This is a genomic window from Nocardia sp. NPDC060220 (genome assembly GCF_042727815.1).
Taxonomy (GTDB): Bacteria; Actinomycetota; Actinomycetes; order Mycobacteriales; family Mycobacteriaceae; genus Nocardia.
Map to the genome: position 1 here is coordinate 1 of NZ_JBHWZY010000070.1, position 14,074 is coordinate 14,074.

14 protein-coding genes and 1 pseudogene are annotated in these 14,074 nt (G+C 67.4%); 10 read left to right on the forward strand and 5 right to left on the reverse strand.

Annotation, left to right across the window (positions count from 1 at the left end; translation table 11 throughout):
- From ACFWF3_RS05860 to ACFWF3_RS05880, 5 genes are all read left to right on the forward strand, one after another.
- On the forward strand, positions 1 to 1,112 hold a 1,112-nt coding region (locus ACFWF3_RS05860; protein ID WP_379312638.1), incomplete at its 5' end, for an ABC transporter substrate-binding protein.
- Complete coding sequence (locus ACFWF3_RS05865) at positions 1,109 to 1,870, forward strand: class I SAM-dependent methyltransferase (RefSeq protein WP_379312639.1); 762 nt, start codon at positions 1,109 to 1,111, stop codon at positions 1,868 to 1,870. The genes ACFWF3_RS05860 and ACFWF3_RS05865, both read left to right, overlap by 4 nt.
- A gap of 5 nt (positions 1,871 to 1,875) precedes the next feature.
- On the forward strand, positions 1,876 to 2,847 hold the full coding sequence (locus ACFWF3_RS05870; RefSeq protein ID WP_379312640.1) for an ABC transporter permease: 972 nt from the start codon (positions 1,876 to 1,878) through the stop codon (positions 2,845 to 2,847).
- Complete coding sequence (locus ACFWF3_RS05875) at positions 2,844 to 3,665, forward strand: ABC transporter permease (RefSeq protein WP_379312642.1); 822 nt, start codon at positions 2,844 to 2,846, stop codon at positions 3,663 to 3,665. The genes ACFWF3_RS05870 and ACFWF3_RS05875 overlap by 4 nt, the downstream gene beginning before the upstream one ends.
- Positions 3,658 to 5,190: an ABC transporter ATP-binding protein gene (locus ACFWF3_RS05880; protein ID WP_379312643.1), complete on the forward strand. Its 1,533-nt coding sequence runs from the start codon at positions 3,658 to 3,660 to the stop codon at positions 5,188 to 5,190. Before ACFWF3_RS05875 ends, ACFWF3_RS05880 begins: the two co-directional genes overlap by 8 nt.
- Before the next feature lie 19 nt (positions 5,191 to 5,209).
- Here the strand turns inward: ACFWF3_RS05880 and ACFWF3_RS05885 are convergent, their stop codons facing one another.
- Both ACFWF3_RS05885 and ACFWF3_RS05890 read right to left on the reverse strand, forming a co-directional pair.
- Positions 5,210 to 5,827, reverse strand: coding sequence for a hypothetical protein (locus tag ACFWF3_RS05885; protein WP_379312645.1), 618 nt, complete (start codon positions 5,825 to 5,827; stop codon positions 5,210 to 5,212).
- A gap of 91 nt (positions 5,828 to 5,918) precedes the next feature.
- On the reverse strand, positions 5,919 to 7,376 hold the full coding sequence (locus ACFWF3_RS05890; RefSeq protein ID WP_379312646.1) for a helix-turn-helix domain-containing protein: 1,458 nt from the start codon (positions 7,374 to 7,376) through the stop codon (positions 5,919 to 5,921).
- A gap of 157 nt (positions 7,377 to 7,533) precedes the next feature.
- On the opposite strand from ACFWF3_RS05890, the gene ACFWF3_RS05895 reads away from it, so the two are divergent.
- The 3 genes from ACFWF3_RS05895 to ACFWF3_RS05905 are packed head-to-tail and all read left to right on the forward strand — an operon-like array spanning position 7,534 to position 9,751.
- Entirely contained in the window at positions 7,534 to 8,427 is an 894-nt protein-coding gene (locus ACFWF3_RS05895) for a helix-turn-helix domain-containing protein (protein ID WP_379312648.1), read from the forward strand.
- 32 nt (positions 8,428 to 8,459) lie between these two features.
- Entirely contained in the window at positions 8,460 to 9,284 is an 825-nt protein-coding gene (locus ACFWF3_RS05900; RefSeq protein ID WP_379312650.1) for an SAM-dependent methyltransferase, read from the forward strand.
- A 56-nt stretch (positions 9,285 to 9,340) separates the two neighbouring features.
- Positions 9,341 to 9,751, forward strand: coding sequence for a hypothetical protein (locus tag ACFWF3_RS05905; RefSeq protein WP_379312651.1), 411 nt, complete (start codon positions 9,341 to 9,343; stop codon positions 9,749 to 9,751).
- A gap of 82 nt (positions 9,752 to 9,833) precedes the next feature.
- Here the strand turns inward: ACFWF3_RS05905 and ACFWF3_RS05910 are convergent, their stop codons facing one another.
- On the reverse strand, positions 9,834 to 10,115 hold the full coding sequence (locus ACFWF3_RS05910) for a hypothetical protein (RefSeq protein WP_379312652.1): 282 nt from the start codon (positions 10,113 to 10,115) through the stop codon (positions 9,834 to 9,836).
- Positions 10,116 to 10,658: 543 nt separating this feature from the next.
- Here ACFWF3_RS05910 and ACFWF3_RS05915 point away from each other — a divergent pair.
- Entirely contained in the window at positions 10,659 to 11,483 is an 825-nt protein-coding gene (locus ACFWF3_RS05915) for a DUF1684 domain-containing protein (RefSeq protein WP_379312653.1), read from the forward strand.
- Positions 11,480 to 12,523 (forward strand): LLM class flavin-dependent oxidoreductase, encoded by a 1,044-nt coding sequence (locus ACFWF3_RS05920; protein WP_379312654.1) that lies wholly within the window; start codon positions 11,480 to 11,482, stop codon positions 12,521 to 12,523. The genes ACFWF3_RS05915 and ACFWF3_RS05920 overlap by 4 nt, the downstream gene beginning before the upstream one ends.
- Before the next feature lie 186 nt (positions 12,524 to 12,709).
- On the opposite strand, the gene ACFWF3_RS05925 is transcribed toward ACFWF3_RS05920, so the two are convergent.
- Together ACFWF3_RS05925 and ACFWF3_RS05930 are read right to left on the reverse strand one after the other, a co-directional pair.
- Complete coding sequence (locus ACFWF3_RS05925) at positions 12,710 to 13,747, reverse strand: aldo/keto reductase (RefSeq protein WP_379312655.1); 1,038 nt, start codon at positions 13,745 to 13,747, stop codon at positions 12,710 to 12,712.
- Positions 13,744 to 14,074, reverse strand: a pseudogene (locus ACFWF3_RS05930) (hypothetical protein); the annotation flags it as partial. The pseudogene ACFWF3_RS05930 and the gene ACFWF3_RS05925, both read right to left, overlap by 4 nt.

Sequence of the window (14,074 nt, forward strand, 5' to 3'; positions counted from 1 at the left end):
CCTCGCTCGACAAGGTCGACCTAGCCCAGAGCCGCGCAATCGATGCGCGCACGGTGGAGATCGTCTTGAAAGAGCCCTCTTTCGAGTTCCTGATCGCGTTGTCGGCCTATGGGACCAAGATCGTGCCGAACGGGGCCACCGACTTCGAGCGGCCGGTGGGGACCGGCCCCTTCGTGTTCGAGTCCTTCACGGCGGGCAGGGAATTCGTTGCTACCGCCAACGATCGCTACTGGGACGGCGCCCCGTCGATCCGGCGGCTGCGCATCGTCAGCGCGGAGTCCGATGCCCGGCTCGCAGCGGTACAGAGCGGCGAGATCGACTACGCCGACAACCTCACCCCGTCGGCCGCACGGACCCTGCAAGGCAGGCCCGGCCTGGCGCTCGCGGCCACCCCCAACAGTGGCATCTACTTCTTCGCGATGAAGACCGACCGTGCCCCGTTCGACAACCCTGATGTCCGCCGGGCGGTCATGCGGATGCTCGACCGCGACGAGCTGGTCAAGGTCGCGCTCGAGGGCAACGGCGAGGTCGGCAACGATGTGTTCGGCAAAGGCTTCCAGTACTACGCCGACCTGCCCCAACACACCTACGATCCCGACGAGGTGGGCCGGTTGCTGCGCCGCGCCGGGGTGCGTGACCTGTCGTTCGACCTGTTCACCGCGCCGGTGGCGCACGGCTTCGTGGAATCGGCAAGGCTTTTCGCCGAACACGCGGGCCGCTGTGGCGTGAAGGTCAACGTCGTCCTCGGTTCCAAGGACACCTATTACACCGACGCGCTCAACACCGGGCACCTCACGATGGGCCAGTCCGGGCCACTGCCCGTTCCGAACCATTTCGCGTCACGACTGCTCACCGGATCGCCACAGAATCGGACGAAGTGGTCCGATGCCGAGTTCGACGCACTCTACGTCAAGGCACAGTCGACACCCACCGAGCAAGGACGCGCGGCGATCTACCGAACGATGCACGAAATCCTGTACGACCGAGGCGGCTTCGTCTTCTTCGGCAACACCGCCTGGAACAGCGCCGCGGGCGATCGTTTTCAGCAACTGCCCGCCGCGGTACCGAACTCGCACGGCTGGGCCCGATTCGACGAGGTGAATGCTCGATGACCGGACTGGACGCGGCGACGGCGCGGTACTGGCTCGAACGCTGGGACCGCCAGCAGGAGCACTACATGCCCGATCGCGAACAGCGATTCGAGGTGATCGGCGATGTATTGGACGAACTCGGTGACCGCGACGACCTGTTGATCGTCGATCTCGGGGTCGGTCCGGGAACCCTGTCGCAGCGGCTGCTCGACCGGTTCCCCGACGCCCGCGTTGTCGGCGTGGACGCCGATCCGCTGCTGCTCGGTCTCGCCGAACCGGCCTTGGCTTCGCCACGCTTCCGGACAGTGAATGCCGACCTGCGATCCGAGGGATGGCTCGACGCACTGGATCTGGAGCGAGTCCCGGACGCGTTCGTCAGCACCACCGCCCTGCACTGGATGAATCGTGATCCGTTGCGTGCGCTGATCAAGACCTGCGCGCAAGCGCTGAAGCCGGGCGGGTTGTTCGTCGACGGTGACCACCTCTACGAGGGTCCTGGCGGTACCCGGCTCGATGCCCTGGGTACATCGATGACCGCACGCCGCGCCGAGCGACGAGGAACCGCGGGCGCCGAGGACTGGGCCGCCTGGTGGGACGCAGTGAATCGAGCACCCGAACTCGCCGAACTCGTGCGGGCCCGCGACGGCGGATTCGAGCACACCGTGCACGATCGGCCGACCGTGCACGACTACGTCGCCTTCGCCCGCGACGCGGGATTCGCCGAGGCCGGCATCGTCTGGCAGTACGGTGACGACCGCATCGTGGTCGGTATCCGGTAGCGTCCGTGCGCTTGTCGACCCCGTTCACCCGATTCCTGCTGCGCCGCAGCGTCATCGGGATCGGCCAGCTCGGCGTGCTGCTGGTCTTGGTGTTCGTGCTCTCATTGCTGTTGCCCGGCGATGCTGCCGACGTGCAGAGCAACGACGTCCTCGGCGAGCAGCAGCGCGTGGCGGCCAGGCATCTGCTCGGCCTCGACGTCGCACCGGTCCAGCGTTTCCTGGATTGGCTCGCCGGCGCCGTGGTCGGCGACTTCGGCGTGTCCTACGCCAACGGGCACCCGGTCGGCGACGTGATCGCCGACCCGTTCCTGACCACCGCGCTGATGGCCGTGCTGGCCTTGGCGCTGCTGGTCCCTGTCGCCGTCACGGCCGGGTTCGCCGCGGGCTCGGCACCGGGATCGTGGTGTGATCGGGTTGTCAGCGCCGTCAGTATCGGGCTCGATTCCATTCCGGATTTCGTGCTCGCGGTCCTGCTCGTCAGCTACATCGCCCTCGATCTCGACCTGCTGCCCGCCACCTTCCTCGGGACCGACCTCGACACCCTGCTCGACCGTCCGGAATACCTGGTGCTGCCGCTGATCGTGATGGTCGCTCGCGTCGCCGCTCCCCTGGTTCGGCTGGTCCGCGCCGGTGTCATCGATGTGATGGATCAGCCCTACATCGCCCAGGCCCGCCGGCTCGGCGTCGGCCGGATGTCGCTGCTGGCCCGGCATGTCGCGCCCAACGCGCTCGCGCCCGCGATGCAGGAACTCGGGCGCACCGGGGACGGATTGCTCTCCGGTGTGCTCATCGTGGAGGCGGTGTTCGTGGTGCCCGGCATCGCGTCGGCGCTCATCGGTGCCATCGGCAACCGTGACGACCCAGTCATCCTCGCGATCGTCGCGATCACCGGTGTCGTCGCGATCGCGATCAACACCGTCATCGACATCGCCGGGCAACGCATGGTGCCGGTGTCTGCCGAAGGTATCCGCCGATGACCGCGCGCCGCTGGATCTACGGCATCCTGGTCGCAGTGCCGGTGCTCGTCGCGGCCATGGGGCCGTTCCTCGCCACCCGGGCGCCACAGAATCGTCAGTCACCGTTCGGGCCGTCGGAATGGTCACCGTTCGGCACCGACCGGCTCGGGCGCGACGTGCTGGCCTCCGCTCTCACCGGCGGCCGGACATTCCTCGTCGTCGCTGCCGTCACCGTCGCCATCGCCTATCTCGTCGGATCACTGATCGGTGTCGCGGCAGCCGCGGCGCCACGCGCGTGGATGGACGAGCTGCTGATGCGCCCGATGGATGTGCTGCTGTGTCTTCCCTCGTTGCTCATCATCATGGTTGCCGCGTTGCGCACCCGTGGCTCGGCCGTCGCGATCGCGTGTGCGATCGGTTTCGTGCTCGTCGCCCCGATCTCGCGGTTCGTTCGCGTGACCGCCAGCGGGACTGTCCACGGTCCGGTCATGGACGCGTTGCGGATGCAAGGCGAGAGCCGAGCCTTCCGATACGGCAACTACGCGGTTGCCGAGATGTCCCGGCCGATCGCCGCCGATCTGGCGTTGCGGTTCACCGCTGCCGTGTACTTTCTGGCGTCGGCCAACTTCCTCGGTCTCGGCTTCGACACCACCTCCGCCGATTGGGCGGTGTCGGTCGCGGCCAACAAGGACGCACTCACCATCGCGCCCTGGTCTGTGGCCCTGCCCGCGCTGTTGATCGTGGCGCTCATCGTCGGGGTCAATCTGCTCGCCGACGACTTGCTCGCCGACCCTCGCACCCGCGCCGCGCGCCTGGCCACCGGCGACCGCGATGGCTGAGCCCCTCATCAGTGTGCGTGCGCTGCGGGTCACCGCGGGCCGGACTGTCCTCGTCGACGACATCGACCTCGATGTGTGCGCCGGCGAGATCGTCACCCTGTTCGGTCCCTCCGGTGCCGGCAAAACCACCATCGCTACGGCGATTGCGGGCGTCGCGGTCGCGGGAACTGTTGTCGCGGGAACCATTCGGTGCCCAGGACCGCGGAGCAGCGTGCGGATCGGCTACCTGCCCCAGTATGCGGCGTCCACCCTGAACCCCGCTCGCAGAATCGGTACCGCGCTGGCCGAGCTGGAGCGGCTTCGTCGACGCCGCCTCGGGTTGCCGCGCACCGACCGGGCCACCCGGCGCCGCCACATCGCCGACGTGCTGACAGCCGCGGCGTTCGAGGTGTCCGACCACACCCTGGCCACCATGCTCGGCAAGTATCCGTTCGAGTTCTCCGGCGGCGAACGTGCCAGACTCGCGCTGGCGCAGGTGCTGATGTCGGATCCCGATGTGCTCATCGTGGATGAGCCGACAGTCGGATTGGATCCCCTCGCGCGAGCCGCCCTGCTCACCGGACTCGACCGGCTGCGTCGGACAGGCAAAGCCGTAGTGCTCGTCACCCACGACACCGTCGCCGTCGACCGGGTCAGCGACCGGACGCTGTTCGTGCGCGCGGGCCGGCTCCACGACAGCGACCGACCCGCGCCGGTGGCCGCACCGCCCCGACGACGAGCGTCCGCGGTGTCACCGCCTGTTCTGCGACTGCGCGATCTCGCTGTCTCCCATCGACGTTCGCGCATTCTGCGCGGTGTCGACCTCGATCTGCACAGCGGTGAACTCGTCGCGATGGTCGGCGTATCCGGGGCGGGCAAGTCGACGATCGGTCGTACGATCGCCGGACTGGTCGGTCCCGACAGCGGCCACGTGCTGCTCGACGGCGAACCACTGGCCCCGCTGCGCCGGCGTAGTCGCGCACAGATCGCCGCCGTTCAGTACGTGTGGCAGGAGTCGGCAGCCTCGTTCGACCCTCGGCGCACGGTTCTCGACCAGGTCGCGGCCACCGCCGTCCGGCTGCGCGGAGTCGACCGAGACACCGCCCGCCGGCACGCTCACGAGTTGCTGAACGACTTGGGTATCGATGCGCGGCAGGCACTTCGATACCCCGCGGGATTGTCCGGCGGCCAGCTTCAACGCGCCGCCCTCGCGCGAGCACTCGGCGCCGAACCCGATGTCCTGGTGTGCGATGAGATCACCACCGCGCTCGACGCGCCGCTGACCAGCCGAATCCTGGAGTACCTCGACAGCTACCGGCATCGAACCGGCGCCGCGATTCTGATGATCACCCATGATCTGCGTACCCACCTCCACCGCGCCGACCGGATCGTGATGGTCGACGCGGGGCGCGTCATCGAGACCGGCGCACCCGCCGAATCCTGCGCCGACCAGCCCATCCCGATCCTGTCCGGATTCCTGGCCGCCGACGAGGTCGGCCATACCCGGCGACTCCGCCGTACCAGAGGGACACCAACACCCACCTGAACACCGGAGTCCTCGCCCGCTATGGGGCGGGTTGGTGGCCCCGGCCCAGCGGGAGCGCGACGCGCAGGGCTCGAATTTCCTCGACCAGGTCGGCATAGCCTTCCTGGACTTGAGCAAAGCGCAGGGCGGCATGGTGCTGGTGTTCGGCGCTCTTGGTGTGGCGCAGTGTCCACTGAACGTGGGTGTAGGTGTCTGCCACGTGGCTGATCACCTCGCCGAGGGAATGGGTGTGCCGGCGGCCCGAGGAAGGGCGAGGAAGATGGCAGGCCGACCACTCGTCGATCAAGCCGATGACGGTGTTGATCCGGCCGCTGGTGGTAGGCGCGTCGAAGTCGGCAGGCCGACGGGTGGTCGACACCGACGCGGTGAACAGAGTCGCGTGCAGATCCGCCAGCTCGCGTGCCCATCCGATCAGCGGCGACCCGCCCTGCAGGTTCCCGGCGACGGCGAGCAGTAACTGACGAGCCTCCAGTAACCCCTCGGCGGTCCGCACGCGTGTGTTCTCCCCAGCGCGGCTGTCGGGCTTCGCGGCGGAGCCGCCTGCGTGCGTCACAGCTACACACACCCGGCTCACCGGCGTCTGCCCATTGCCCGATGGCCACGTCTCGGCGTCGTCGTAGTCATGAGCCGAGTACATCGCCGAATAATCTCTGCGACAATGACATTCGACAGGGCATGTCGTAAATGCCGCTGTGTGGGGATGACATCGTCGGGTTGCGTCGACATTGCTACGCGGTCGCGAGGCGATGTTCGGTCAGCTGGTGCGGAGTGTGCCGGGCGGTGCGGACGGCCCGCCGGATCGTCTGACAGAGATCGCGAACATCGGATCGCGAGGACGCGAGACTCGCGGCGTGCACCAGCTGCCCCAGCCGGTCGCCGACTCGCCCGCTGTCGACCTGACCGGTCATGTCCAGGCAAGCCGTCGCGAAGGAGACCGCGTCATCGATCTGGCCGAGGCGGAAGGTGCCCGTGGCGATCGTGATGTTGTCGAACAGGATGCTGCGGGCAGGGCGTCCCGGCGTCGACGCGGCCAACGAGGCGCGAGCGGCGTCGACGGCTTCGGCTGTGTAATGTTGCGCGGTCTGTCCGCGGGCTGTCAGGGCGTACTCGTTGTAGATCACCGATCGCATGCCGGTGAACTCTCCGGGGGTGAAGAACACCCGGGTCCACGGGTCGATGGGATGATCTGCGACCCGGGCGATCTCGTCTTCGGCGCGGGCAAGCGCGGTCCGCATCCGGTCGACGTCGCCCATCATCGCGTGTGCCCAGGCCTCATTGGCATACAAGCGCGCCGATTCCCCACCTCCGGTGGCGTCTTGGGCAGGTAGCTGGCCGAGTTGGAACATCCGCAGAGCGACGCGCGGGTCGCGTTCGATCAAGCTGATCCGCCCCAGCACGTAGAGCGTCGACGCGACCAGGCTGTCCGCACCCGCTCGCCGCGCGGAAACCAAAGCCATGGTGGCGTATTGGCGGGCGCGATGCTGGTCACCGATGTCGTGGTAGGCCCACCCGATCAGCCGGGCCAGATCGGCGGTGGCTACCAGCAGCGCGTGTGCGAGCGTCGTGTGTCCGCGGTACCCGGCCAGCAGCGCGGTCGTCGATTTCAGGAGATCGACGGCCGTGCGCGCGACCGAGCCACCACCGTGTCGCTGATCGCGTTCCCGCAATCCCGAGGTGGCGCTGCGCACCGCATCGAGATCGAGGCACCCTGTGTCGCAGGGCATCTCGGGAACGTCAAGGGAAGGCAGCCAGGGTGTCAGGATGTCAGCGGAACCGACCACGGCGGTCGCGAGGGCCTCCAGCAATGTCGCATCCGCGCCGCGACGCGTACCGGCACCGACGAACTCGGGAGCCTGTGACACCACTTCACGAGCGAACCCCACATTCAGGCCCGGCGAGGACAGCACGGAATCGATCTCGGGAACCGGTGCGCCGAGCGCAGCCAGCAGAACGCGATAGGACTTGCTGGGCCTGCGGACCTCGCCGAGTTCCCAGCGCGCGATGTGTCGTTCCGAACACGCGACATTGACGCTGTCGCGGCGAGCCCGGTCGTTGATCAACTCGGCGAAATCCCCACGGCTGAGCCCTAATCGAGCGCGACGATAGGTCCGAAGTCGCTGCCCCCAGCTATTCGCGGCTCCGGCATCGAGAGTGCCGCGGAGGGTGTCTGGGTCGGTGACGTCCATGAGTGGGCCCCACTCTTCTTGCGCCGCAGGGTATGTCGCAGTTCGGATACACCCTCTGACTTGTTCGCCAAATAATCGTGGTTGATAATCTAACCTGATAATCAGGATTGCGAAACAGGTGGCAGCCGCCGCCCAGCAGCCCGATACGGTGGGATCCATGGCACGAACCGCACGAAAAGTGCTGCTAGGTCGAGAGATCGACGCGCTTCTGCGCCGGTCTCGCACTACCCAAGCCGACGCGGGAAAGATGATCGGGGTGAGCCAGTCCCGCATCGCGGCGGTGATCAGCGGCACGGGCAATCTGAGCGCCCAGGCACTCGACGAGCTGGTCAGGCAGCTCGGCGTCACCGACCACGACTACATCGCGATCCTGCTCGATCTCCGCGAAGACAGTCACCGTCGCGGATTCTGGAACTCCGGTTACCGTCGCGCCTACATCGAGGAACTGCGACTGCTCGTCGACCTCGAGGCGGTGGCGGACCGGCTACGCGAGACCGCTGCCGAGATCGTTCCCGGCCTGCTCCAGCACGAGAGCTACATCCGCGCGCTGCACGAGCCCCTCCAACTCGACCCCGACGATCCGGACGCGGTCACCGTCGACGACTACGTCCGAGCCCGCGTCGCGCGTCAGCGAATCCTGCTCGCGCGGGGAGCACCCGAGTTCCACGCGATCCTGTCCGAATCCTGCCTGCGCCGCACCTACGGCGGAGACGCGGTGATGCTCGACCAGATCACCCACCTGCTCGAGCTGTCCTCCCGGCCCAACATCCAGATCCAGGTCATGCCCTTCACCCACCAGGCACCCGGCGCCGGCATGGAGGACCGCTACATCCTGGTTCGCGTGCCCTCCCCGGGAGCGGCCGGCGATCTCGAGATGGCCGTCATCGAAGCGCAGGGCGAGATCCGCTACATCGATGACAAACCCGCCGTCGGTATCCGCGACAAGATCTTCAACCGCCTGGCGATGACCGCCTTGAGCCCCCACGACTCACGTCAGTTCATGGAACACCTCGTCCGCGGCCTCCGCAGCCGCCCCACCATTCAGCGATAGACCGGCACCACCGCAACCGCAGAGGAATCACGATGTCCGACAGCGACTTCGAGCCACGCCCGATCGACACCAACAAACCCAGCTCCGCACGCATCTATCACCACATGGTCACCGGCGAGGTGATCTTCGAATCGGATCTGCCGTTCATTCATCGGCTCTACGCCGACATCCCCTTCTATCCCCTGTGGGCCCAGCACAATCGCCGGTTTCTCGCCCGCGCAGTTCGCTACATGGCCGGCACCGGGATTCGCCAGTTCCTCGACATCGGGTCCGGCCTGCCGACGGGCGGCAACACCCACGAGGTCGCGCGCGAGCTCGCCCCCGATTCCCGCGTCGTGTATGTCGACAACGACGAAGAAGCGATCAACCGGGCCCGCGACCTGTTGCGTGAACAGGGTGTCACCGACACCGCGACGATGGTCGACGCCGATCTGCGCGAGCCCGCGCGCATTCTCGCCCACCCCGATACCCAGCGCCTGATCGACTTCACCGAACCCGTTGGGCTGCTACTAGTTTCGGTGCTTCCCTGGGTCACCGACGCCAGCGAGCCCGGCAAGATCGTCGCGCAGCTGCGTGACGCCCTCGCCCCTGGTAGCCACATCGCGATGACACACGTGTCCCTCGAAGACGCGGGCGCGGAGATCAAAGCACAGGTCGCCGCAGGCGCGGCGGTCTTCACCGATGCCAGCACACCGGTCACCCTGCGCACCCGCGCGCAGTTCCAGACCTTCTTCGACGGATGGACGATCGCCGACCCCGGCATCACCTACGCCACCGACTGGCGGCCCGAACAGCCGATCGACCACAACGACTACGCCCGCCCCTGCAATTTCGCCGCTATCGGCAGCCTCCCCTAGCGTGCGCCCCGCGCTGTCGGCACCGTCGCCGGCAGCGCTGTTCGAAAGGATCCACCATGTCGTTACCGACACCGCCCGCCGCGCACTTCCGCAAGGCGGCCGCCAGTTCCCCGCAACAGGCGTGCGTGATGGTCTACCGCGACAACCACCGCACCCTCATCTGGGACGACAAGCTCGCGCGCCCGGTCGCCACCGCACACCCTGTCCCCCTCGAGGAATGCCTGACCCTCGACCACCACCAGTTCGAGGCCCTCCAGGCCGCGATCCGAGCAGACCGGCCCATCCGTGGCGCCCTGACGATCACCCGAGCATCCGACGACCTCTACGAATTCAGCGCCGCGCCGGAATGCCGAGCCTCGACAGGCACCGCCAGGCTCTTCTTCGACCACCTCGAATACACCGCGTTCGTCCACGCGGTGCGGCACCGCGAGTTCGAACGATCAACCTTCCTCTCCCACGCCGCGTGACCGAATCGGCCGTGAGACGCTGCGTGCCGGCACAGCTCGGCCGCAGCACCCCTAGCAGCCGCGAGAACCCTGCACCCTCCGCTCAGATCCCGAAGTGGCCACCGACCCCGAAACTGGTGTAGGTGCTGATGTGCGGGTTGGGTGAGGGGTGTGTGGGGCGCGGCTCCGGGATGCGGCGTGAGTCGGCCCGTTCGCTGGAGGCGGCAGCTCGGCTCAGGGCTGTATCCAAGCGTTGCCGCTCTGCCCCAGCCCGCGCCGCTGCTTCCCGCACCCGCGTCGCGAGCTGTGCCCGGATCGGCCGATATCTCTGGTCGATGCTGCGCAGCCGCTGCCGGAACTCGTCCAGCGCACGCTGTGATTCCACGTGGTCGCGACGGCTCCTCGCCGCTCGCCTCCCCAATGCCGTCAGCAGCTGGGGCGGGAACCCGCCGATCGTGCACCCCAGGTCGTGGACGAGCTGCAATTCGGTACCACGCAGCGCGTGCAGTGCCGCGCCTTCGGCTTGGGACCACCGAGTGTGCTCATCCTCAGTCGCCGCAATCTCACAGCGCGAGGAGGATGGTGTCGGAGCTGGATCCACCCGTTCTCTACGAAATGTGGTCCACCCCCACTCGAGCCAACGATCCGACGGTCGGTGCGGCCGCAGTTCGTACAACTCGACTGCGATGGGGCTCGCATCAAGACCCTCACGGTGCCGCTGGTTCACCAGCACCGCCTCGAGCTGGGCGACGTAGCGGTACAACGTCACAGTAGCCATCGTGGCTCTCCCTCCACCGGGATACGTTTCCACGATAGCGACGAAACAGTCACCACACCGTCGATTGTCGCGGCAGCGACAGCGGGTGACTTGTGTTCGGGCTGAGCGCAATTCTGTTCGTCGGCGGTGGTGTGGGGTTGTATCGATACCATGGCAACACAGGAGACCCCGGTCGCCGAGGTAGACAGCTTCACCGCCGAATGGCAGCAATGGCACCGTCAACAGGAGGCGCGCCTGGCCGACCGGCACGGATTCCTGGCCATCACCAACCTGCACTGGCTCACCGAAACTCCGGAGCGGTTCACCGACGCGCCCGGCACCTGGTCCACCGGTGCCGACGGTGTGGTCGTGGTTCTCGACGAGAGCGAGGAACTGGTCGTCGAGGGGACACCGGTGCGCGGCCGCTACGAGTTCGGCGCGATCGCCGAGCGCGACGGGGTGAACGCCGTGTGGGGTGATGCGGTGATCGAGGTCGCCCGCCGTGGTGGCAACGACATCGTCCGCCCTCGACACCCGAACAACCAGTTGCGCACCGCGTTTCGGGGCACACCCGCGTTCGCGCCGGACCCGAAGTGGGTGGTGACGGGTCGCTACGTTCGGTTCGAGCAGCCGCGACCGACCACCGTCGGCGCCTCGGTCGAAGGGCTCGAGCATGTCTACGACGCACCGGGACAGGTCGAGTTCGACATCGACGGTCAACCGCTGCGGCTGACCGCGTTCCCCGGCAGGAACCCCGGCGACCTGTCGGTGCTGTTCACCGATACCACCTCCGGAGTCACCACCTACGCCGCGAATCGCATTGTGCAGGTGTCGACTCCGGCGCCCGACGGCACGGTCGTGCTCGATTTCAATCGAGCGGTCAACCTGCCGTGCGCCTACAGCGATCTCGCGACCTGCCCGCTGCCGCCCGCCGAGAACAGGCTCCCGATCGCGGTCGAGGCGGGGGAAAAGATCCCCTACGAGCGCCAGGGATGAGCGCACCGCAGATCAGCACGCTGGCGTTCCTGACGCCGGGCAATTACCTCGACGACGATCCGTACACCGGGCTCGAGGACACGCTGCAGCTGTTCGAGTACGGTGAGCGCCTCGGTTTCGACGGTGCGTGGATCCGGCAGCGTCATCTCGAGCACGGCGTGGGTTCGGCGGCGGTCTTTTTGGCCGCCGCCGCCCAGCGCACCAGCCGAGTGGAGCTGGGCGCCGCGGTCATTCCGATCGGCTACGAGAGCCCGTTCCGGCTGGCCGAGGACCTGTCGCTGGCCGATGTGCTGTCGCAGGGCCGACTACAGCCCGGTTTCAGCGCGGGCACCCCACCGCACGCCGATCTCATCGGTGACCTGGTCTTCGACGGCGACTGGCGCAACTTCGACCTGTCCTACGGCCGCGTGGCCCGTCTGCTCGAGAACCTGCGCGGCGACTACCTCGGCGACGCAGGCACCGTCATCCAGTCACCGGGCAACACTCAGCGTCCCCGTCTGCAGCCGCACAGCCCCGGCCTCGCCGATCGTGTGTGGTACGGCGGCGGGAGCATCCGATCCGTGCACTGGACCGCGGAGAACGGACTGAACCTGCTCAGCGGCAACATCGTTTTCGGCGACGCCAGTGACGATTTCACCACCTCCCAGCTGACCCTGATCGCGGACTACCGCCGCCTGATCGACCCGGCTCGACCCGCCCGCGTGGCGGTCGGACGTGTGATCGTGCCGTTCGACAGCGCCGACCCTGCGACCCGCGAGCGCTACCGCGCCTACGCCGCGAGCCGCCACGACCGCACTCTCGGCCCGCAAGGTGAACGCCGAATTCTGTTCGCGCCGGACATCGTCGGCACCGCGGAGCAGATCCTGGAACAGCTGCGAGCTGACCCGGTGCTCGCGCAGACTTCGGAGCTGCGCCTGGAACTGCCCTACGAATTCCACCGTGAGGATTACGAGCAGATCCTGCACGATACCGTGCACCTGATCGCTCCCGAACTGGGCTGGAAACCGACGTTCACGAACGCAGCGTCGACCTCGGCTTGACCGGCCGCTCGGTGCATCGCCGAGTGTTGGAGCGAGCACGCTGCCGGCACGGCCTCGATCCGCGCTGACGGATCGCGACAGTGATCCCGTGTGCCGGGCGGCGAACGATCGATCGAAGTCGCCGCCGCAACCCGGAAATCGCTGAGGAAGAGGGGATTACGTCTCCCTCAGCGATCGCCGGATGGGCTAGGCGGCGCGTCTGCGCAGGGCGGGGTCGGCCAGCGCGTCGGGGATCTTGCCGGTGTCACGGTCGGCGAAGATCGTCCCGGGCGGGACTATCTCATCGATGCGGTCGAGGATCTCCTCGCTCAGGACGACATCGGCCGCACCCAGATAGGCGTCGAGGTGTTCGCCGGTACGCGGGCCGATGATGGCGGCGGTGACATCGGGGTGGGCGAGCACGAAACCGATCGCGAGCTGGATGAGCGTGAGTCCGGATTCCTCGGCGAGGACGGCGAGCGCGTCGGCGGCGGCGAGTTTGTCCGCGTTGGCGGGTGCGTCGATGTCGAATCGACCCGGGATCAGTTCGGCCCGATGCGAACTCGGTTGAGGTGCGCCGAGGCGGTACTCACCGGAGAGCCACCCCGCGGCGAGCGGGCCGTAAGCGATGACGCCGAGTCCGTACTTGCGGGCGATCGGCAGGGTCTCGCGTTCGATGCCGCGAATCAGCGGTGAATACGGAACCTGTTCGGCAGCAGAGCGATTGGCCTTGGTCCGGTCGGCGATCCACTGGGCTTCGACCAGTTCGCCGGGCGAGAAGACCGAGGTGCCGTAGTAGCGGATCTTGCCTGCGCGCACGAGGTCGTCGAGAGCGGCGACGGTGTCTTCGAGTGCGGTCACCGATTCGGGGCGGTGCACCTGGTAGAGGTCGAGGTGGTCGGTGTCGAGGCGACGCAGCGAGTCCTCGACGGCACGGACGATCCAGCGCCGGGAGTTGCCCCGGTGGGTGGGGTCGTCGTCGACGGCGTTGTGGAACTTGCTGGCCAGGATCACCTCGTCGCGACGGTCGCGCAGCGCCTTCCCGACGATGATCTCGGATTCGCCCCGCGAATAGGTGTCGGCGGTGTCGATGATGTTGATTCCGGCGTCCAGCGCCCGATGGATCAGCGCGATCGATTCTTCGTGGGTGGTGCCGCCACGGGAACCGAAGTTCATGGTGCCGAGCACATACGGGCTCACCCGGACGCCGGTTCGGCCGAGCAGGCGCAGGTCGGACAGGCTCATCGGGTGGCTCCGATCGTGGTGCGGCGGCGCACGGCCGCGTCGGTGAGTGAGGGCGGCAGGTAGCCCTCGTCGGCGGGGCTGAGTGTGGTTCCGGGCGCGACGATCTCGTCGATGCGGTCGAGCACCTCGGTGCTCAGCCGCACATCGACGCACCGCTGACCTGCGCGGAGCCCGAACTCCTGACGTGACGTCAGCGCGGGGGCCGAAATCCGGCTGGTACCACCACGCATCTCACGACTAGCGTTGATCCACTCGAACACCAGGACGCGGGCGAGTCCTCTTTTCACTGCTCCGATGGCGCTGAGCTGACGGGCCAGTTGCTCGTAC

Bases quoted from the DNA above. Each gene is read 5' to 3' on its own strand.
- ACFWF3_RS05865 (WP_379312639.1), top strand. From the start codon at position 1,109: ATGACCGGACTGGACGCGGCGACGGCGCGGTACTGGCTCGAACGCTGG.
- ACFWF3_RS05875 (WP_379312642.1), top strand. From the start codon at position 2,844: ATGACCGCGCGCCGCTGGATCTACGGCATCCTGGTCGCAGTGCCGGTG.
- ACFWF3_RS05880 (WP_379312643.1), top strand. From the start codon at position 3,658: ATGGCTGAGCCCCTCATCAGTGTGCGTGCGCTGCGGGTCACCGCGGGC.
- ACFWF3_RS05885 (WP_379312645.1), bottom strand. From the start codon at position 5,827: ATGTACTCGGCTCATGACTACGACGACGCCGAGACGTGGCCATCGGGC.
- ACFWF3_RS05890 (WP_379312646.1), bottom strand. From the start codon at position 7,376: ATGGACGTCACCGACCCAGACACCCTCCGCGGCACTCTCGATGCCGGA.
- ACFWF3_RS05895 (WP_379312648.1), top strand. From the start codon at position 7,534: ATGGCACGAACCGCACGAAAAGTGCTGCTAGGTCGAGAGATCGACGCG.
- ACFWF3_RS05900 (WP_379312650.1), top strand. From the start codon at position 8,460: ATGTCCGACAGCGACTTCGAGCCACGCCCGATCGACACCAACAAACCC.
- ACFWF3_RS05905 (WP_379312651.1), top strand. From the start codon at position 9,341: ATGTCGTTACCGACACCGCCCGCCGCGCACTTCCGCAAGGCGGCCGCC.
- ACFWF3_RS05915 (WP_379312653.1), top strand. From the start codon at position 10,659: ATGGCAACACAGGAGACCCCGGTCGCCGAGGTAGACAGCTTCACCGCC.
- ACFWF3_RS05920 (WP_379312654.1), top strand. From the start codon at position 11,480: ATGAGCGCACCGCAGATCAGCACGCTGGCGTTCCTGACGCCGGGCAAT.
- ACFWF3_RS05925 (WP_379312655.1), bottom strand. From the start codon at position 13,747: ATGAGCCTGTCCGACCTGCGCCTGCTCGGCCGAACCGGCGTCCGGGTG.